The organism is Citrobacter sp. Cpo074 (assembly GCF_030332745.1).
GTDB lineage: Bacteria > Pseudomonadota > Gammaproteobacteria > Enterobacterales > Enterobacteriaceae > Citrobacter > Citrobacter portucalensis.
In genome coordinates this window covers 114,491-132,549 of the sequence record NZ_JAOWHG010000038.1, presented here as the reverse complement: position 1 = coordinate 132,549, position 18,059 = coordinate 114,491, and the positions used below count along the sequence as shown (strand labels likewise).

Genomic DNA, 18,059 nt, shown 5'->3' with positions numbered 1-18,059 from the left:
CCTTACAGCGCGCATGACACGCAGCCTTCGATTTCGGTGCCTTCCAGCGCCAGCTGGCGTAGTCGGATGTAGTACAGGGATTTGATGCCCTTACGCCAGGCGTAAATCTGCGCTTTATTGATATCGCGCGTGGTGGCGGTATCGGGGAAAAAGAGCGTCAGTGAAAGCCCCTGATCGACATGGCGCGTTGCTTCTGCGTAGGTATCAATGATTTTTTGTGGACCGATCTCATAGGCATCCTGATACAAGGCCAGATTCTCATTGGTCATAAACGGGGCAGGGTAGTAAACGCGCCCGGTTTTGCCCTCTTTGCGAATCTCCACTTTCGACACGATCGGGTGAATGCTTGACGTGGCATGATTGATGTAGGAGATAGAACCGGTGGGGGGAACCGCCTGTAAATTCTGGTTATAAATGCCGTAGCGCATCACATCTTCACGCAGCTGTGACCACATCTCGCGCGTCGGCAGCGTAATGCCGCTGGCGGCAAACAGCGTGCGAACCTTGGCGGTTTTTGGCTGCCAGTCGCCCTGCAGATACTGGTTAAAATATTCGCCGCTGGCGTAGCGCGACTGTTTGAATCCGGCAAAGGTTTGACCACGCTCGCGGGCGATCTTCATTGACGTATTCAGCGCATGCCATGTGATGGTGTAGAAATAGAGATTGGTGAAATCCAGCCCTTCCGGCGAACCGTAGGCGATCCCTTCCCGCGCCAGATACCCGTGCAGATTCATCTGCCCAAGACCAATCGCGTGCGACGCGCTGTTTCCGGCCTCAATCGAGGGCACGCTGCGGATATGGCTCATGTCCGAAACGGCGGTTAAGCCACGAACCGCCGTTTCCACGGTACGACCAAAGTCGGGTGAATCCATGGTATGGGCAATGTTTAACGAGCCGAGATTGCAGGAAATATCGTGCCCGGTCTGCGCGTAATTGAGATTTTCATCGTAGGTGGAGGCACTGTTAACCTGCAAAATCTCCGAGCACAGGTTGCTCATATTGATCCGACCGGCAATTGGATTGGCGCGATTCACCGTATCTTCAAACATGATGTAAGGATAGCCAGACTCAAACTGGATCTCGGCCAGACGCTGGAAGAAATCGCGGGCGTTAATGTATTTTTTACGCACACGTTCGTCGGCAAGCAGTTCGTCATAGCGTTCACTGACGGCGATATCGCCGAACGCTTTGCCGTAAATGCGTTCCACGTCATAGGGTGAGAACAGCGCCATTCGGGCATTTTCTTTCGCCAGTTGAAAGGTAACATCCGGGATCACCACGCCAAGCGAGAGCGTTTTGATGCGGATTTTCTCGTCGGCGTTTTCGCGCTTGGTATCGAGAAAACGTAAAATATCCGGATGGTGTGCGTGCAGATACACCGCCCCCGCACCCTGACGTGCCCCGAGTTGATTCGCATAAGAAAACGCATCTTCCAGCATTTTCATTACTGGGATCACCCCAGATGACTGGTTCTCAATACGCTTAATGGGCGCACCTGCCTCGCGCAGGTTGGAGAGTAAAAATGCCACGCCGCCGCCGCGTTTGGAGAGCTGAAGTGCGGAGTTGACCGCCCGACCAATAGACTCCATGTTGTCTTCAATACGCAACAGGAAGCAGGAGACCAGCTCACCGCGTTGCTGTTTGCCGCAGTTTAAAAAGGTTGGTGTGGCGGGCTGAAAGCGCCCGGAGAGCATTTCATCGGTCAGCTGCATCGCGAGCGCTTCATCGCCCTGCGCCAGCGTGAGCGCCACCATCGTGACCCGATCCTCAAAGTCTTCGAGATAGCGCTTACCGTCGAACGTTTTTAGCGTATAGCTGGTGTAGAACTTCCATGCGCCGAGGAACGTCTGGAAACGGAATCCGCTGGCGTGGGCGTGATCGAATAGCTTCAGCACGAACGCGCGATCGTAGCGGGCTAACACGCTGGCATCGTAATAGCCTTCATCCACCAACGTTTCCAGGCGCTCCTGCTGGCTGGCAAACGCCACCGAGTTTGGGCGGACGTGGGCGGCAAAGAAGGCCTCCACGGCCTGATGGTCTTTGTCGAACTGAATGCGCCCGGCTTTATCGTACAGATTCAGCATGGCGTTCAGGGCGTGATAATCCAGCGTTGGCTGCATTACACGTTCTGCGGTTGTCGTTGCCAAAATTCGCTCACTCCTTTTCGAACGTTGTCGATATCGCTTTGGGTGCCCATCAGCTCAAAGCGATAGAGCCACGGCACGCCGCATTTTTGTGAGATGACATCACCCGCGCGACCGTAGGCGTCACCGAAATTACGATTGCCGGAGGCGATCACCCCACGGATTAACGCCCGGTTGTGCGTATCGTTTAAAAAGCGGATCACCTGTCTTGGGACCGCGCCAGCAGTGCCGCCGCCGCCGTAGGACGGCACGATTAATATGTAAGGTTCGTCTACCCGGATCCGCTCGCGTTCGTTAAGCGGAATGCGGATGGCTGGCAGCCCCAGACGCTGCATAAAGCGGTGCGTATTTTCGGAGCTGCTGGAGAAGTAGACGAGCTGACTCATGCGCTGGCCACACGGTGTTCCGGATGCAGACGGTTGATCATGTCCGGACGAAACCCTGACCAACTGGTTTCACCCGCGACCACGACCGGTAGCTGGCGAAACCCTTGATCGCGCAGGCTATCAGCCAAATCGGGTTGTGAATCGACGTTTACCATCTCAAAGTCAAAACCACGGCTTTCCATTGCCCGTTTGGTGGCGTGGCACTGAACACAGTTATTGCGAGTGTAAATAATAATACGCATGATTCGTATTTCCATTTAAAAATAAAGGATCGGCGCGATAGAGGGCGTCGGGTTGTGTGTGTCCTGATAGGAGAGATACTAGATGTAGTTTTAAAAAGATTCAACCATACAAGATATGGGAATTTTAGATTGATGATGAGCGGGGTGATGAGCGTGGCGGGGGAAGTGGTATGTACCATCGCAGGTTGCCGGATGGCGACGCGTCGCGTCTAATCCGGCCTACAGGAAAGTACATCCTGGGCCGGATAAGGCATTTATGTCGCCATCCGGCAGCGCAAAATCACATGCGCATCCCCACCGCCAGGCGGTTGAAGCAGTTCATCAGGCTAATGGCAAATGTCAGGTCGCTAATTTCTTTCGCGCTGAAATGGTCGAGCAGCGGCAGATAAACGTCATCTTCGGCGTGAGTAGTGGCAATCTGGGTGACCGATTCGGCCCACGCCAGCGCCGCACGTTCCTGCTCGCTGAAGTGGTGACTCACCCGCCAGCCTGCCAGTGCGTCCAGTTTGGCCTGCGCAACACCGGATTTGCGCAGTGCTTTACTGTGCATTTCCAGACAAAAGGCGCAGCCGTTGATTTGCGAGACCCGCAGGTAAATCAGTTCCGTCAACGTAGGTTCCAGCGCGCAGTTTTCCAGCGCTTGGCTTGCCTGAACCAGAGCGTTATAGATTTCGGGACTGAGTTCGTAATAGGGCTGGCGTAACATTGTCATGGTATTTCTCCTCGTTTGGATGACCCGCAATGTAGCACTATAATGGACTGCAACAGAGAGCCATATTGTTACCAAAAAAGCAGACCATAAATGCCACGTTATCAGCAAATCGCCCGTCAGTTAAAAAACGCAATTGAGAAAGGCGAACTCAAGCCCGGTACCAGATTGCCCTCCAGCCGGACCTGGGCCCAGGAGCTGGGAGTATCACGCTCGACGGTGGAAAATGCCTATGCAGAGCTGGTGGCGCAAGGCTGGCTCGCGCGGCGTGGACAGGCAGGAACGTTTGTCAGTGAGCAACTGCGACCAGAAAGGGCGCCTGCATCGCCTGCCATCTTCGCCGGAGAAAATCCCAGACCGCAACCTTTTCAGATGGGATTACCCGCACTCGATCTTTTTCCGCGTGAAGTCTGGGCACGGGTGATGGGACGGCGTTTACGCACCCAAACGCGTTTTGATCTGGCGGTGGGCGATGTATGTGGCGAACGGGTGTTACGCCAGGCAATTGTTGATTATCTGCGCGTTTCACGCAGCATTGAATGCCAGCCAGAGCAGATTTTTATCACTTCAGGCTATGCGGCATCAATGACGTTAATCCTGCGCGCTCTGGCGTATCCCGGTGAGGGAATGTGGGTCGAAGATCCCGGTTTTCCGCTGATCCGGCCCGTGGTGTCTCAGGAACGCATTGAGTTGATGTCGGTAGCGGTGGATGCCGATGGGCTGGATGTCAGCGCCGGGATCCGCGACTACCCGCAGGCGCGTTTTGTACTGCTCACTCCCGCACATCAAAGCCCTCTGGGGGTAGCACTGTCTTTGGACCGTCGCCACCAGTTGCTGGAGTGGGCGACTCGCGCGCAGGCGTGGATAATCGAAGATGACTATGACAGTGAATTTCGTTACCACGGTAAGCCGTTGCCGCCGCTAAAAAGTCTGGATGCGCCTCAGCGGGTGATTTATGCCGGAACGTTCAGCAAATCGATGTTTCCGGCTTTGCGTACGGCATGGCTGGTGGTGCCTCTGACCCAGGTTGAACGCTTTCGCCAGCAAGCGGCGCTAACGGCCTGTAGCGTCCCGGTTCTATGGCAGCAAACGCTGGCGGATTTCATGCGAGACGGCCACTTCTGGCGACACTTAAAACGTATGCGACAGCATTATGCCGAACGACGACAATGGATGGAAAACGCCCTGACCGAACAAGGATTTAGCGTCATTCCTCAGGAAGGTGGGATTCAACTGGTGATGAGTGTAGACGGAGATGATACTGCGCTGGTGCGCAAAGCGAATCAGGCCGGGTTAGCGGTTCAGGCGCTAACCCGCTGGCGAATAACGTCAGAAGGAAAGGGGGGAATATTGCTGTCATTTACCAATATCAGCTCGGCGGAAATGGCGCAACAGGCGGCCTACCAACTGCGGTTGGCGCTGACATAAATCTGTACGTTACTTAAGATATTCGTCTCATCGTGTTCACTCGTTTATGGACTTTTCTGAAAGCGTTGCTAATGCTGAATCAGGTAAGGTAAGCCCGCAGTAAAAGATAACGAGGAAAATAATATGTATTTACGACCTGATGAGGTGGCGCGCGTACTTGAAAAAGTGGGCTTTACCGTTGATGTAGTGACGCAGAAAACGTACGGCTATCGGCGTGGCGAAAATTATGTGTATGTTAATCGTGAAGCTCGCATGGGGCGTACCGCATTAATTATCCATCCCACGTTGAAAGAGCGTAGCTCTTCGCTGGCGGAACCGGCAACGGATATTAAAACTTGCGATCATTACCAGCAATTCCCGCTGTATTTAGCCGGAGAGACTCATGAGCATTATGGTATTCCGCACGGCTTTAGCTCGCGTATTGCGCTTGAACGTTATCTGAGCGGGCTGTTTGGCGACGTTAATTCTAACTAATAACGCGACTGGCAGTGCCAGTCGCGAAGAAGCGTGTCAGGCTTTAGCCTGATGATAGCTGCTGACCTTAAACAAGCGGCGGCAATAATCAAGAAAGTAGCCATAGACAGCGCCCATCAGCATTGACACCACGATGTTCGAACTTACTGCAGCCGTAATCTGATGCCAGTCTGCGCCAACCGTCAGTAGAATAATCACATACACCGGCGACTGGAAGGTGACATAAGCCAGCACATCCGCCAGATTTTTTGCCCATCCTGCCTGCGTGGCTTTACGGGCCGCGCGCATGAACAAATCACGATACATGCCGTATGGCCACGCGATCAGTATGTTGACAGGGATAGCGACTAATCTGGAATACAGCGACTGTTCGAAGCTCATTCCAGAAAGGAATATTTCGATCAACATGTTCACGACAGAACAATAAACAACCATCGCGAACGTGTCTGCTACTGCATGACGCAAGCGTGACTGCGGAGAGAACATGTTAATGCTCCTTGTAAAAAGGGGAAAAAAGGTTTTGAATACCTTAACTGCCAGTGATTTGTCTTGCTGCTTTCGCGTTTTAATAGGATATATGCCTGGATAATAACTAGCAACTAGCTGAAAATTTTTATTTATTGTCTTTTTGTCGATAAAATGCTCTGTAATGGTTTGTTTTTTGTTCGTTTTGGTGTTTTCGTTGCTGTGTTAATTAAAGTCTTTTTAGATCAAAGAGTTATTGTTGCTTGTTTTTCTGAAATTTTTGCGCTCCTTTTCTGAATGTTGACTGATGTGCAATATGTATACTCGTTGGTTCCACGAGATGCTGTGGCTTGTTTCTTAAGTGACGCGCTGAGATACCTTGCAGGTATATTCAAAGCTGCAATCAGGGTAATAGAATATATTGTCTGGGCGATAGCAGAATGGATGCTATAAATATCAGAGTTGGCTATTTGTTTAATGATAAACGAATAAATTAGACTGGAAATATAATAATTGGTTGCATACAATATTTAGCGTAATACCATTTTTATGTTTTACGTTAAAGAGGTTTTGTTAATATGAGTTCAATGTTAAAAAACTTAAATAATATCCGCTCGCTGCGTGCAATGGCTCGTGAATTTTCCGTTGATGTACTGGAAGATATGCTTGAAAAATTCAGGGTAGTGACCAAAGAACGGCGCGATGAAGAAGAACAGCTACAGCGCCAACGTGCAGAACAGCAGGCAAAAATTAATGCCTTGCTGGCGCAGATGCAGGCAGACGGGATCAGCCCGGAGGAGCTGCTGAGCATAACACCTGCGACGGCACGTTCAGTTAAAAAACGCCAACCGCGCCCGGCGAAATATCGTTTTATCGATCTCAATGGTGAAACGAAAACATGGACCGGACAAGGTCGCACACCGAAGCCAATTGCCCAGGCGCTGGCTGCCGGTAAATCTCTTGATGACTTTTTGATCTAATTGCGAAGGCGGTGAGGAGATCCTCACCGCTTATTTTCAGCAAACGCCGAAATCACCCTCTTCGGTATATCGCGTGACATCAGCTGCTTTCAGCGTGAATTTATCACCGCTTTCATTACTGGCTTGTACCGCCACAATTTGATCGTCATTGACTTCAACAACCTTCAGTTTTGGACCGCCCATACGCGGTTGAACCAGATCGCCAGGTTTAAACATATTGTTGCGCTCCTTTATTTATCATTTATCGCAGAACTCACCATAGATCACGTCAACCGGCGGGTACAGTGCTGTTTCAATGATTACCGCTTAATGAGTACGTCGGTTCCAGGGCATGATGTCCAGTAATCGCGCCATACCGCAAAAGCCGGTTACGCCAGCGAGTATCAGCCCGGCGCCCACAAAACCGCTCAGCAAGAAGAAGGCGCTGCTAACGCTATAGCCCAGAATAACGCCGAGTAGGGCAAGGCTGCCTGCGGCTATCTGCACCTGACGCATCAGCGGTAACGGTTGTGAACTGTCTTTCGCCACCGGCAACCCTGCGGCTTTCCAGCCGTCAATTCCACCTTCCAGCAACCAGACCTGCGCGGGTGCGGCGATGGCGCTCAGTTTTGTTGCCGCATTTTGTGTACGTTTACCTGACTGGCAGTGAAAAATCACCTGCTCGGCGCGTAAATTCGCTGGCAGCGATCCCTGCTCAAGCGCGGGTAATGGCGCCAGATGTGCCTCAGGAATATGCTCGTGCAGATACTCGTCAGCATCGCGGATATCAATCAGTTTTGCACCCTGCGCGACCAGTGTCTGCGCCTCGCGTGGGGAAATCGTCCCAATAGTCATGATGGCTCCTTATGGGCAATACAGTGTTTTTAATGTGGCGATCAGCGAATTCACGGCCGCATTTTTAATGGAGTAGAGGATGCGCTGGGCATCGCGCTGGCTTTCTATCAGACCTTCTTCACGCATACGCGCCAGATGCTGGGATGTGGCGGAAGGACTAAGGCCGGTAACACGGGCTAACTCACCCGCGCTGGTACCGGGTGAACCACAGAGCATGCACAAAATCAGCAACCGTTTCGGGTTACTCATCGCTTTTAGCAGGGCGGCAGCCTGTTCAGCGCTGGCCTGGAGTTGTTCAAGTTCAGTCATATGTATTTAAGCATTATCTAAATTAAGCGTATTCTAAAATAAGTAACCAACGTACGCCAGCGTAAAGAGCGTAAAGGAGGGTAAAACAGCCGCGGAATACTGGCAGAGTTGGGTAGAATGGCTACTCTTAGAGATAAAATCTCTTTTTAAACAATGATTAATTTTTGCTTGTAGGGAGTGTGCATGGGTTTCTGGAGAATCGTTTTTACTATTATTCTGCCCCCGCTTGGCGTGCTGCTGGGGAAGGGGTTCGGCTGGGCATTTATCCTCAATATCGTTCTGACGCTGCTGGGCTACATCCCAGGTTTGATCCACGCCTTCTGGATACAGACGCGTAATTAATTCCTTTCTACTACGGCGCTTCGGCGCCGTTTTCTTTGTGTCCCTTTCTCCTCTGCTACACTTTTGGGTGTTGATTGTTAATTACCGAGGTGGATATGGGACTCTTCAATTTCGTAAAAGATGCAGGTGAAAAACTGTGGGATGCGGTCACTGGAAACCATGACACAGCCGATCTGGCAAAAAAAGTGCAGGAACACCTGAACAAAACCGGCATCCCTGATGCGGATAAAGTGGACGTGCAAATTAACGAAGGCAAAGCCACTGTTTCTGGTGATGGATTAAGTCAGGAAGCAAAAGAAAAAATTCTGATCGCGATTGGTAATATCTCTGGTATCGCCAGCGTAGATGATCAGGTTAAAACTTCTGCACCCGCGAGCGAAAGCCAGTTTTATACCGTGAAATCAGGGGATACCCTGAGCGCTATTGCCAAACAGGTTTACGGTAATGCCAACCTGTATAACCAGATATTTGAAGCGAATAAACCAATGCTGAAAAGCCCGGATAAAATCTATCCTGGGCAGGTTTTACGTATTCCGGAACAGTAATGTTATTCAGGCTTATTGCGTCAGTAATTTACCGGACATAGCCTGTTGAATAATCGGAATCGGCGTCAGCAAGTGCTGGCGCATTAATTCGCTGGCGCACGTGGCATCACGTGCCAGAATCGCTTCGGTCAGCGTCTTGTGCTGATCGTGTTTGTCTTCCAGCATTTCAACCGACAGCACCGTTTTACGTAGCCAGATAAACCGGTAGCGCGCCGCCAGAGAGAACAGCCGTTCGCGCATTTGCAGCAGATATTGTGAACCACAGCCAGCGACAATCGCCGAGTGAAATGCCTGATGGCGCTGATCCCACTCGTCGAGCATCTGTTCGCTGGCGTCAATGGCTTCAAGCTTACTGAGCATATGCGCGCGCGCCAGAATTTCAGCTTCCCAGGCGTCGTCGCCGCGTTCAATGGCCAGCGCGACCAGCATGGCTTCCATATTGGCGCGGGCATCGAAAATATCGAGCAACTCCTGCTCTGACATCGGGGCGACACGATACCCTTTCTGATTAACCACTGTCACTAACCGCTCGGCAACTAACTGCGAAAGCGCTTCGCGCAGCGGTCCCACGCCTAGCTCATAGCGGGAGGTTAGCAGACTCATACGCAGTTTTTCATCAGGCTGATACACACCGCGGATGATGTCGTTCTTCAGCCAGCGGTATCCATCAATGGCCGTCGGTTGGGGAATGGCGGTCATGGTCATACTCCTGAAAGGATTTCCCGGCCTGCGCCGGGAACAGGTTTAATGCGTATTTTGCAATGGTGCTTTTTGCCACGATAGCAGTTTTTTCCAGCGTGACATAATGGGCACGGTGCAAATAATTCCTATGGCTAACAACCCGGTAGAGATAACTTCCAGCTGTTGGGCCGGGCGAAACAGCATGACCACCAGCACAAAGATAATAAACGCGATGACCAGCCAGGTAAGCCACGGATAGAGCCACATTTTCAGTTTAATTTCACCGCCTCGCGCCAGCAGGATTTTGCGCATCCGCAGTTGAGAAACGGCAATGACCAGATACACCAGCAGCGCGATGGCACCGGAGCTGTCGATCAGGAATTTAAACACCTTGGCCGGGGCGTAATAGTTGACGATGACGGTGAGGAACGCAGCACCTGTCGACAGTAATACCGCCACATAAGGTGTTTTGCTGCGGTTCGTTTTACCCATAAAGGCGGGGGCATCGCCACGGCGGCTCAGGGAGTAGAGCATACGCGATGACGTATACAGCGCGGAGTTAAGACAGCTGGTCACCGACAGCAAAATGACGCAGTCCATGATCAATTTCGCGTGCGGGATATGCAGTAGCTCCAGCACCGAGCGGTAAGAACCGACTTCTTTCAGGCCCGGCATGTTCCACGGGATCAGCGCCACCACCACAAAAATAGAGCACAGATAGAAGATAGAGATACGCCAGATAACCGAGTTGGTGGCGCGAACGATATGTTTATCCGGGGTATCGGATTCGGCGGCGGCGATGGTAACTATCTCTGCGCCCATAAAGGAGAACATGGTGATCAACATCGCGCTGATCACGGCGCCAAAACCGTTGGGCATAAAGCCGCCCTGATCCCACAGGCGTGAAACTCCGCTAACCTCGGCATAAGGGTAGAAACCGCTAATCGCCGCCGCACCGAGGGTAATAAACGCCAGAATGGCAACCACTTTGCACAGCGCCAGCCAGAACTCGAACTCACCGTAATTTTTGACGCTCAGCAAATTACTGCCGGTTAACGCCAGCGTGATAACCAGAGAAAACAGCCAGATAGGAATACCCGGTACCCAGGAGTGCAGAATGATGGCGGCGATATTCGCTTCCAGAGGGATAACTAACACCCAGAACCACCAGTACAACCAGCCGATGGTATAACCTGCCCACGGGCCAATGGCCTTATCGGCGTAAGTGGAAAAAGAACCGGTATCCGGGGTGGCAACGGCCATTTCGGCCAGCATGCGCATAATCATCACCACCAGCAATCCGGCGAACAGATAGGCTAATAATACTGCGGGACCGGCTTCTGCAATCGCCACACTTGAACCGACGAACAGACTTGCGCCGATTACCCCGGCAATAGACAGCATGGTGACGTGGCGTGATTTCAGCCCGCCCCCTAAATCATGTGATTGTGACACTTGCCCCATCTTTAAACCTCGTTATTGTTATTGACGTCGCTTCCTGCACCTTACCCGTAGGCCCGGTAAGCATAGCGCCACCGGGCATCACAACATTGCCGGATGGCAGCGCTTGCGCTTTATCCGGCCTACAATTTCCCGTTTTTATTCGGGGGTTTAACTCTGCTTTGCCTCGGCAAAACACTGGGCGATAATGTCCAGCCCCTGGCGGATTTGCGCATCTTCAATGGTCAGCGGGACAAGAATGCGCAGCACGTTGTAGTAAGGTCCGCAGGAGAGCAGGATCAGTCCTTTCTCGCGTGCACGCGCCACCACTTCCGCAGTCAGTTTGGCGTCTGGTTTCGTGTGGTCGCCGTTTTCGAACAGTTCGATAGCAATCATCGCGCCCAGCCCGCGTACGTCGCCAATCTCGCGATGGGTTTCCGCGATAGCCAGCAGGCCTTCGCGCAGGGTTTGTCCCAGCTCGTTGGCTTTTTGCAACAGATTTTCCTGCTCGAAAATGTTCAGTACCGCCAGCGCGGCGGCGCAGGCAATTGGGTTACCGGCATAGGTACCGCCAAGACCGCCCGGTGGGATTGCGTCCATGACTTCGGCGCGTCCGGTCACGCCCGCCAGCGGGAAGCCGCCGGCGATGGATTTGGCGAAGGTGGTGAGATCGGGCGCAACGCCCATCTGCTCCATGGCAAACAGCGTACCGGTACGGCCCGCACCGCTCTGTACTTCATCGGCAATCAGCATGATCCCGTGTTCGTCACAAATGGCGCGCAGTCGTTGCATAAAGGAAGGAGATGCCGCGTAAAAGCCGCCTTCACCCTGAACCGGTTCAATCACGATGGCGGCGACGTCTTCTGGCGCGGCATCGTTTTTGAAAATGCGATGAATGCTGGCGATAGCATCATCTTCACTGATGCCGTGCAGCGGGCAAGGATAAAGCGCGCGATACACGTGGCCTGGCATCAGCCCCATTCCGGCGGAGTACGGATTGACTTTCCCGGTCAGTGACAGGGTGTAGTGGGTACGACCGTGGTAAGCGCCGCTAAAGGCGATAGTCCCCGTACGCTTGGTGGCGGCGCGGGCGATTTTCACCGCGTTTTCTACCGCTTCAGAACCGGTGGTCACCAGCAGGGTTTTCTTGGCGAAATCACCCGGCACTTTCTTGTTCATGATTTCACACAGCTCCAGGTACGGCTCATAGGCCAGCACCTGGAAACAGGTATGAGACAGCTTTTTCAACTGCGCTTCTACCGCAGAGACGATCTGCGGGTGCAGGTGACCGGTGTTCAGCACCGCAATACCGCCAGCAAAGTCGAGGAATTCACGGCCTTCAACGTCCCAGACCCGACAGTTTTCTGCCCGCTCGGCAAAAATAGGGTGGATCTGGCCTACGCCACGGGGAACGGCGTTGCTGCGACGTTGCATAAGTTCTTTGTTGGTGCTCATCAGGTGTTCTCCAGTATTTGTTTTATTAAAGGCCGATGCACATATATTTGATTTCTAAGTAGTCTTCGATGCCGTATTTCGATCCTTCACGGCCAAGACCGGAGGCTTTTATCCCCCCAAACGGGGCGACTTCGTTGGAGATAATGCCGGTGTTAATCCCGACGATGCCGTACTCCAGCGCTTCGCCAACGCGGAAGACGCGGCTTAAATCACGGGCGTAGAAATAGGCGGCCAGACCAAACTCGGTGTCGTTGGCCTGAGCGATGACGTCAGCTTCGTCTTTAAAACGAAACAGTGGAGCCAGCGGGCCGAAGGTTTCTTCTTTGGCGACCTTCGCGTTATCAGGCACATCTACCAGAATGGTGGGCTGGAAGAAATTACCGCCGAGCGCGTGAGGTTTACCGCCCGCGATAATGCGTGCGCCTTTATCCAGAGCATCGGCGATGTGTTCCTGCACTTTGGCTATCGCTTTCTCGTCGATCAGCGGCCCGGTGGTTACGTCAGGTTGCAGACCATCGCCGAGATGCAGCTTGCTCACCGCCTGCTGGAGTTTTTCGGCAAAACGCTCATACACGCCGTCCTGCACGTACAGGCGATTGGCGCAGACGCAGGTTTGCCCGGCGTTACGGAACTTCGATGCCAGCGCACCTTCCACGGCTTTATCGAGATCGGCATCGTCAAAGACGATAAATGGCGCATTGCCGCCCAGCTCCAGCGATACCTTTTTGATGTCTTTGGCACACTGCTGCATTAACTGACGGCCAATTTCGGTTGAGCCGGTAAATGACAGCTTGCGCACCAGCGGGTTGCCTGTTAGCTCGTTGCCGACTGCGCTCGCAGAACCAGTCACCACGCTGAAAACGCCAGCCGGGATCCCGGCGCGATTAGCCAGTTCCGCCAGCGCCAGTGCGGAGTAAGGGGTCTGGCTGGCGGGTTTAAGCACCATCGTACAGCCTGCTGCCAGCGCCGGACCGGCTTTACGGGTGATCATCGCTGAGGGGAAGTTCCACGGCGTAATCGCGGCGGTAACGCCGATCGGCTGCTTGATGACGATCAGACGCTTATCGGCCTGATGGCCAGGGATCGTATCGCCATAGATGCGTTTGCCCTCTTCGGCAAACCACTCAATAAATGAGGCGGCATAGGTGATTTCGCCTTTGGCCTCCGCCAGCGGTTTACCCTGTTCCAGGGTCATCAGGCGGGCGAGATCGTCCTGATGCTCAATCATCAGGTTGAACCAGCGGCGCAGGATATTGGCTCGCTCTTTGGCGGTCAGCGCACGCCAGGCTGGCAGGGCGCGGTTAGCGGCGTTAATCGCTTCGCGGGTTTCATCTGCCCCCATTTTAGGTACGCTACCCAATTGCTGACCGTTGGCGGGATTGGTCACTGCGATGGTCTCGCCGCTGTTGGCGTCACGCCAGTTGCCGTCGATCAGTGCCTGCTGGCGAAATAATGTTGGATCGTTAAGTTGCATGATTGCTTCCTGTCTTAATCGGTTTAACGGGTAAATGCGGCGTGTAATGTCTCCACGCTACGTGCCGCACGCAGCGTGCGTCCGGGGTTACTCTGGTTCTCCAGCAGCGCATGAACTTTGCTGACAATATGTGCGCCGATAGGGATTGCCGACGTTGCTGCCGGAGAAGGGGCGTTACAGGTGTGAATTGAGCGTGGCGTGGTGACAAACAGAAAATCGTCGATAAGCTTGCCATCAGGTGACACCGCCTGTGCCCGTACGCCCGCAGGCCACGGTTGCAGATCCTTAAGCGTCAGGCTCGGGCAGTACTTTTGTACCAGCCGCAGATAACCGCTTTTGCACAGCGAATTCTTCATTTCGCCAAGCCCTGAGCGCAGGTTGTTTTGCAGCACGCGGCGAATACCAGAAGAGCCGAGGATCTCCAGCGTATCGCTGAGCGAGAAGTCACGTTTACGGTAGCCTTCACGTTTAAATGCCAGTACCGCGTTGGGGCCGACGGTGACGCTGCCGTCAATCATCCGGGTCAGATGAACGCCGAGAAACGGCATCGCCGGGTCGGGGATGGGGTAGATCAAATGGTTAACTATCTGATTATGTTCTGGCGCCAGGCGGAAATATTCGCCCCGGAACGGACAGATGATAAAGCCAGGTTCAACGCCGAGCATTTTTACCAGTCGGTCCGCCATCAGGCCAGAACAGCTAATCAGCGTCGCGCCTTCATATTCCTGGCCCTGACGGGTACGGACAATTACACCCGCAGCATGCTCTTTCAGCGCGCTGACCTCGGCGTTGTAAATAATCTCACCGCCTTTGGCCTGGAAAATCTTCGCCATCGCGGCGGTGACTTCGCGGTAGCTGACAATCCCGCTCGACGGGACAAAAATGCCGCCCAGTCCGGTGATATTGGGTTCACGCTCGCGGAGCTCCTGCGCATTCAGCCATTCGCGCTCCAGACCGTTAGCGGCGGTGCGATCCCAAAGCGCGCGCATGCGCTCCATTTCCAGAGCGGAGGTGGCAACCAGCATTTTTCCGCAGACGTCGTAGCGGATGCCGTTTTGGTCGCAAAAGGCTTTTGTGGCGCGATTTCCGGCCAGGCAAAACTGTGCCTTCAGGCTGCCGGGGGTATAATAGACCCCGGCATGAATGACGCCGCTGTTGTGGCCCGTCTGGTGGCAGGCCGGGCCGGACTCTTTTTCCAGTAGCGCGATTTTTGCGTCCGGATAGACATCAATCAGTTGCATGGCGGTCGACATGCCGATAATGCCGCCGCCAATAATCACAAAATCATACATCCGCTTTTCCTTCGCGCTTACTGATGGGTCTGGTAGTGGTTGGTCGCGTACGCAAAATAACCACGCTGGCGCATCAGTTCGCGGCGCAGGTCCGGATGCGAAGTGAAGCGATCGCGCCCGTGCAGCCAGAACAGGTTGTTGATCAGCAGGAATTTACCCACTGAAACCGGAACGGAAATAATGCTCTTGCTGGTTTCCAGCGCATCGGACAGGTCACTCAGCCAGACGCCTTCTTCATAGTCTTTTGGCTGGACGAACTGGTCGATGTAGCGCATTACCGGGCGGCCCTGCTGGTCAACGTCAAATACCGGATGGAACACTTCCTGACTGACGTTTTTGCTTGGCGGTGCGGCAAAGCGCATGGCGCGACGTGCCAGAGGATGGGTAAAGTACTGCTCCAGATGCTCCCAGTCGTCGAGGTGCAGCAGCAGCGAGTTACCGCCGGTCATGTTCTGCTCGTCGATCTTCATCATCAGCACGTAATCGGTGATTTCTTCGAGGTAGGTTCCGTCGTTGTGCAATTCCATTACTCGGTGAGGCTGGCGCAGATAGCTGTCTGAGTTATCGACGTTTTTCACCACAAAACGTGCGTAATATTGACCGCTCATCGCATCAAAATTAGAGCGTCCGATGAGGTGCGCTACCGCCGTTGCCAGCTTGACCATCTCTTCCGCCTGCGCCACGTCGTCTACGCCAACGGCATTGATTAGCAGTGCGCCTTCGGCACGATCGAGCAGGGTTTTCAGCAGCAGGGGCTGTAACTGATTGCCGCACAGGTCGTCGAGGATCTTGCCCACTTTGAAGCGCAAGAAGGATTTGTATTCCAGCGCCTGAACCGGCCACTGCGCGACGGCCTGCAGAAATTGCTCAGTGGTCTCAGCAGAAAAAGTCAGCTCCAGCAGGCGTGGGGATTGGGCTGACGGTTTCAGCGTGAAACCGCTGTAGTGCTGGGCTGGATCTTCAGCGTTCGGTTTTACGGCAGTCAGTGCGTTCATCAAATCGTTCCTCTCAGTAGATTGTCAGGGAGATATGGCGCAGCTCGTTTCGTAGCCATAAATTAAAAATATCTACATTTTTGAAAAACGCGCACAGAATGAGCTTGTTTGTTTATTATTTGTGATCAAAGGCAACAAATATTTAACATTGTGAAGAGTGTGGGTTAATGCGAGGAAAAAGATAAAGTATTTTAAAACAGTGGGTTAATCACGCTGCCGTGGGTGATGTGTCAACGGCAGCGGCAAAGTCAGTAACCGACTTTATAAATACGCCCGGTTTGGATGCCTTCCACACTGCGGCGGTAGGCGTTGGCGACGGCGGTGGCAGGCACGCTTTCAAAGCCCGGGAAGAAACTGTCGTAAGCTTCGGCGGACTCACTCAGCACGGTCGGACTTATCAGGTTAATGCGTTGACCATGGCCCAGTTCACAGGCCGCGGCGCGAACAAATCCTTCCAGCCCGGCATTGATCGTTGCGGCGTTTGTCCCCTGGGCGATGGGCTCGTGGGCGATAATGCCGCTAATTAACGTTATCGATCCGCCATCATTCAGGAAATGCTGCCCGGTTAATGCCAGGCGTATCTGGCCTAATAGCTTATCCTGAAGCCCCTGATTAAAGTCCTGGTCGGTCATTGTCGACAGCGGCCCAAAGAACAGATTACCGGTGGCGGAAACGATCGCATCTACCCGACCGACTTTTTCAAACAAGGCCTCGACACTCTCCTGCGAGGTGATATCGACCTGGTAATCACCCTGAGTGCGACCCACGCGGACCACCTCATGTTTACGGCTCAATGTTTCTGTAACTGCGCGACCCACTGTACCACTGGCACCAATAATGACGATTTTCATAACCACCTCCGCAATAGTGTGAGCCGCTATTCTTTAATGAAAATGAAATCAGATAAACTGGCTAAAAGTTAGATGATTACTAACCAGGGGTTTGTAATATGGATAAACTGCGCGGCATGGAAACGTTTGTCGCCGTGGTGGAGAGTGGGAGCTTTACTTCTGCGGCGACGAGGCTCGAGATGTCTGCGGTGATGGTGGGAAAATATATCACCCAACTGGAAGCGCAGCTCGGCACGCGTTTGCTGGAGCGCAATACGCGCCGCCAGAGTCTGACCGATGCCGGACGCGTCTATTTTGAAGAAGCCCGTCGCGTGCTGGAGCAGGTATCGATAGCCGAACGTTCGGTAGAGCGTCTGCGGCTGGCACCTGCGGGGACGCTGCGCATTAGCGCGCCCACTTCTTTTGGCGCTTGCGTGATCTCGCCGCTGGCCGCTGCGTTTTTACAGACCTGGCCAGAGGTGCGTATTGAACTGGATCTCACCAACCGGATGGTTGATCTGGTGAATGAAGGTGTCGATCTGGCGATCCGCATTGGCGATATCCATCAGACTGACGTGGTGGCGAAATACCTGTGTCCCTACCGTATGGCAATTTGTGCTTCGCCAGATTATCTTGCTCGCCATGGCACCCCCCGGACGCCCGCGGATCTGGTGGATCATCTGTGCCTGTCTCATACCGTGTGGACGGCTCGAAACGAGTGGATACTGCCTGGCGTGACGGGGGAGGTCAGATGGAAGCGCGATGCGATCCTGCGCTGTAACGATGGTCATGGCCTGCGTATGGCGGCAGTAGCGGGGGCTGGGCTGTTATTGCAACCTGAGGTGCTGCTGGCGCAAGAACTGGCTACGGGGAAATTGATTCGGATCCTGGAAGGGTTTACGCCGCAGCCGCGGCCAATTCATTTGCTGTGGCGACAGGATTTGCGTCCGTTGCCTAAGCTGACACGGTTTGTTGAACATGTGCTGGAAGGAACGCAGGGGCTGCGCGGAAAATAAAAATGCCGGATGGCGTTG

The 18,059-nt window shown here is 53.4% G+C and carries 21 protein-coding genes; 6 read left to right on the top strand and 15 right to left on the bottom strand.

Features of this window, described 5'->3' with window-relative positions; all coding sequences use genetic code 11:
* Window positions 1–2 precede the first annotated feature (2 nt).
* From nrdE to OGX83_RS22345, 4 genes are all read right to left on the bottom strand, one after another.
* Entirely contained in the window at window positions 3–2,147 is a 2,145-nt protein-coding gene (gene nrdE / locus OGX83_RS22360) for a class 1b ribonucleoside-diphosphate reductase subunit alpha (protein WP_286589208.1), read from the bottom strand.
* On the bottom strand, window positions 2,120–2,530 hold the full coding sequence (gene nrdI / locus OGX83_RS22355) for a class Ib ribonucleoside-diphosphate reductase assembly flavoprotein NrdI (RefSeq protein ID WP_003825987.1): 411 nt from the start codon (window positions 2,528–2,530) through the stop codon (window positions 2,120–2,122). The genes nrdE and nrdI overlap by 28 nt, the downstream gene beginning before the upstream one ends.
* The gene (gene nrdH, locus OGX83_RS22350) at window positions 2,527–2,772 is read right to left on the bottom strand and encodes a glutaredoxin-like protein NrdH (RefSeq protein WP_008785607.1); all 246 of its coding nucleotides are present in this window, start codon (window positions 2,770–2,772) and stop codon (window positions 2,527–2,529) included. The genes nrdI and nrdH overlap by 4 nt, the downstream gene beginning before the upstream one ends.
* A gap of 280 nt (window positions 2,773–3,052) precedes the next feature.
* Complete coding sequence (locus OGX83_RS22345) at window positions 3,053–3,484, bottom strand: carboxymuconolactone decarboxylase family protein (protein ID WP_003825991.1); 432 nt, start codon at window positions 3,482–3,484, stop codon at window positions 3,053–3,055.
* A 90-nt stretch (window positions 3,485–3,574) separates the two neighbouring features.
* On the opposite strand from OGX83_RS22345, the gene pdxR reads away from it, so the two are divergent.
* A complete protein-coding gene (pdxR, locus tag OGX83_RS22340) occupies window positions 3,575–4,909 on the top strand; it encodes a MocR-like pyridoxine biosynthesis transcription factor PdxR (RefSeq protein WP_286589206.1) in 1,335 nt (444 codons plus the stop codon).
* 123 nt (window positions 4,910–5,032) lie between these two features.
* Window positions 5,033–5,383, top strand: coding sequence for a DUF2002 family protein (locus OGX83_RS22335; protein ID WP_003037262.1), 351 nt, complete (start codon window positions 5,033–5,035; stop codon window positions 5,381–5,383).
* A gap of 36 nt (window positions 5,384–5,419) precedes the next feature.
* Here the strand turns inward: OGX83_RS22335 and alaE are convergent, their stop codons facing one another.
* On the bottom strand, window positions 5,420–5,869 hold the full coding sequence (gene alaE, locus OGX83_RS22330) for an L-alanine exporter AlaE (protein WP_003037259.1): 450 nt from the start codon (window positions 5,867–5,869) through the stop codon (window positions 5,420–5,422).
* Between the two features lie 557 nt (window positions 5,870–6,426).
* Here alaE and stpA point away from each other — a divergent pair.
* Window positions 6,427–6,828: a DNA-binding protein StpA gene (stpA, locus tag OGX83_RS22325; protein WP_008785604.1), complete on the top strand. Its 402-nt coding sequence runs from the start codon at window positions 6,427–6,429 to the stop codon at window positions 6,826–6,828.
* A gap of 36 nt (window positions 6,829–6,864) precedes the next feature.
* On the opposite strand, the gene OGX83_RS22320 is transcribed toward stpA, so the two are convergent.
* The 3 genes from OGX83_RS22320 to OGX83_RS22310 all read right to left on the bottom strand — a co-directional run bounded on the left by OGX83_RS22320 (window position 6,865) and on the right by OGX83_RS22310 (window position 7,971).
* The gene (locus OGX83_RS22320) at window positions 6,865–7,044 is read right to left on the bottom strand and encodes a GDFGVC terminal motif YodC-like protein (RefSeq protein ID WP_003825999.1); all 180 of its coding nucleotides are present in this window, start codon (window positions 7,042–7,044) and stop codon (window positions 6,865–6,867) included.
* A gap of 90 nt (window positions 7,045–7,134) precedes the next feature.
* On the bottom strand, window positions 7,135–7,662 hold the full coding sequence (locus OGX83_RS22315; protein WP_032944694.1) for a rhodanese family protein: 528 nt from the start codon (window positions 7,660–7,662) through the stop codon (window positions 7,135–7,137).
* A 9-nt stretch (window positions 7,663–7,671) separates the two neighbouring features.
* Complete coding sequence (locus OGX83_RS22310) at window positions 7,672–7,971, bottom strand: ArsR/SmtB family transcription factor (protein WP_003037247.1); 300 nt, start codon at window positions 7,969–7,971, stop codon at window positions 7,672–7,674.
* A gap of 183 nt (window positions 7,972–8,154) precedes the next feature.
* Here OGX83_RS22310 and OGX83_RS22305 point away from each other — a divergent pair, with 183 nt between their 5' ends.
* The gene (locus OGX83_RS22305) at window positions 8,155–8,313 is read left to right on the top strand and encodes a YqaE/Pmp3 family membrane protein (protein WP_003037242.1); all 159 of its coding nucleotides are present in this window, start codon (window positions 8,155–8,157) and stop codon (window positions 8,311–8,313) included.
* Window positions 8,314–8,408: 95 nt separating this feature from the next.
* Window positions 8,409–8,858, top strand: coding sequence for a peptidoglycan-binding protein LysM (gene lysM / locus OGX83_RS22300; protein WP_003037241.1), 450 nt, complete (start codon window positions 8,409–8,411; stop codon window positions 8,856–8,858).
* A 12-nt stretch (window positions 8,859–8,870) separates the two neighbouring features.
* On the opposite strand, the gene csiR is transcribed toward lysM, so the two are convergent.
* The 7 genes from csiR to OGX83_RS22265 form a co-directional block, all read right to left on the bottom strand.
* Window positions 8,871–9,557, bottom strand: coding sequence for a DNA-binding transcriptional regulator CsiR (gene csiR / locus OGX83_RS22295; RefSeq protein ID WP_032944692.1), 687 nt, complete (start codon window positions 9,555–9,557; stop codon window positions 8,871–8,873).
* A 45-nt stretch (window positions 9,558–9,602) separates the two neighbouring features.
* Window positions 9,603–11,003 carry a GABA permease gene (gabP, locus tag OGX83_RS22290; protein ID WP_032944690.1) on the bottom strand — a complete coding sequence of 467 codons (1,401 nt, stop codon included), beginning with the start codon at window positions 11,001–11,003 and terminating at the stop codon, window positions 9,603–9,605.
* A gap of 147 nt (window positions 11,004–11,150) precedes the next feature.
* Window positions 11,151–12,434 carry a 4-aminobutyrate--2-oxoglutarate transaminase gene (gene gabT, locus OGX83_RS22285; protein WP_286589204.1) on the bottom strand — a complete coding sequence of 428 codons (1,284 nt, stop codon included), beginning with the start codon at window positions 12,432–12,434 and terminating at the stop codon, window positions 11,151–11,153.
* A 25-nt stretch (window positions 12,435–12,459) separates the two neighbouring features.
* Window positions 12,460–13,908: an NADP-dependent succinate-semialdehyde dehydrogenase gene (gene gabD, locus OGX83_RS22280; protein WP_048236619.1), complete on the bottom strand. Its 1,449-nt coding sequence runs from the start codon at window positions 13,906–13,908 to the stop codon at window positions 12,460–12,462.
* A 23-nt stretch (window positions 13,909–13,931) separates the two neighbouring features.
* A complete protein-coding gene (gene lhgD / locus OGX83_RS22275; RefSeq protein ID WP_032944687.1) occupies window positions 13,932–15,200 on the bottom strand; it encodes an L-2-hydroxyglutarate dehydrogenase in 1,269 nt (422 codons plus the stop codon).
* A gap of 17 nt (window positions 15,201–15,217) precedes the next feature.
* Window positions 15,218–16,195: a glutarate dioxygenase GlaH gene (gene glaH, locus OGX83_RS22270; RefSeq protein WP_003826020.1), complete on the bottom strand. Its 978-nt coding sequence runs from the start codon at window positions 16,193–16,195 to the stop codon at window positions 15,218–15,220.
* Between the two features lie 248 nt (window positions 16,196–16,443).
* Window positions 16,444–17,046: a short chain dehydrogenase gene (locus OGX83_RS22265; RefSeq protein ID WP_258736425.1), complete on the bottom strand. Its 603-nt coding sequence runs from the start codon at window positions 17,044–17,046 to the stop codon at window positions 16,444–16,446.
* Window positions 17,047–17,144: 98 nt separating this feature from the next.
* Between OGX83_RS22265 and OGX83_RS22260 the strand changes: the two genes are divergently transcribed.
* Window positions 17,145–18,041, top strand: coding sequence for a LysR substrate-binding domain-containing protein (locus OGX83_RS22260; RefSeq protein ID WP_032944682.1), 897 nt, complete (start codon window positions 17,145–17,147; stop codon window positions 18,039–18,041).
* Window positions 18,042–18,059 lie beyond the last annotated feature (18 nt).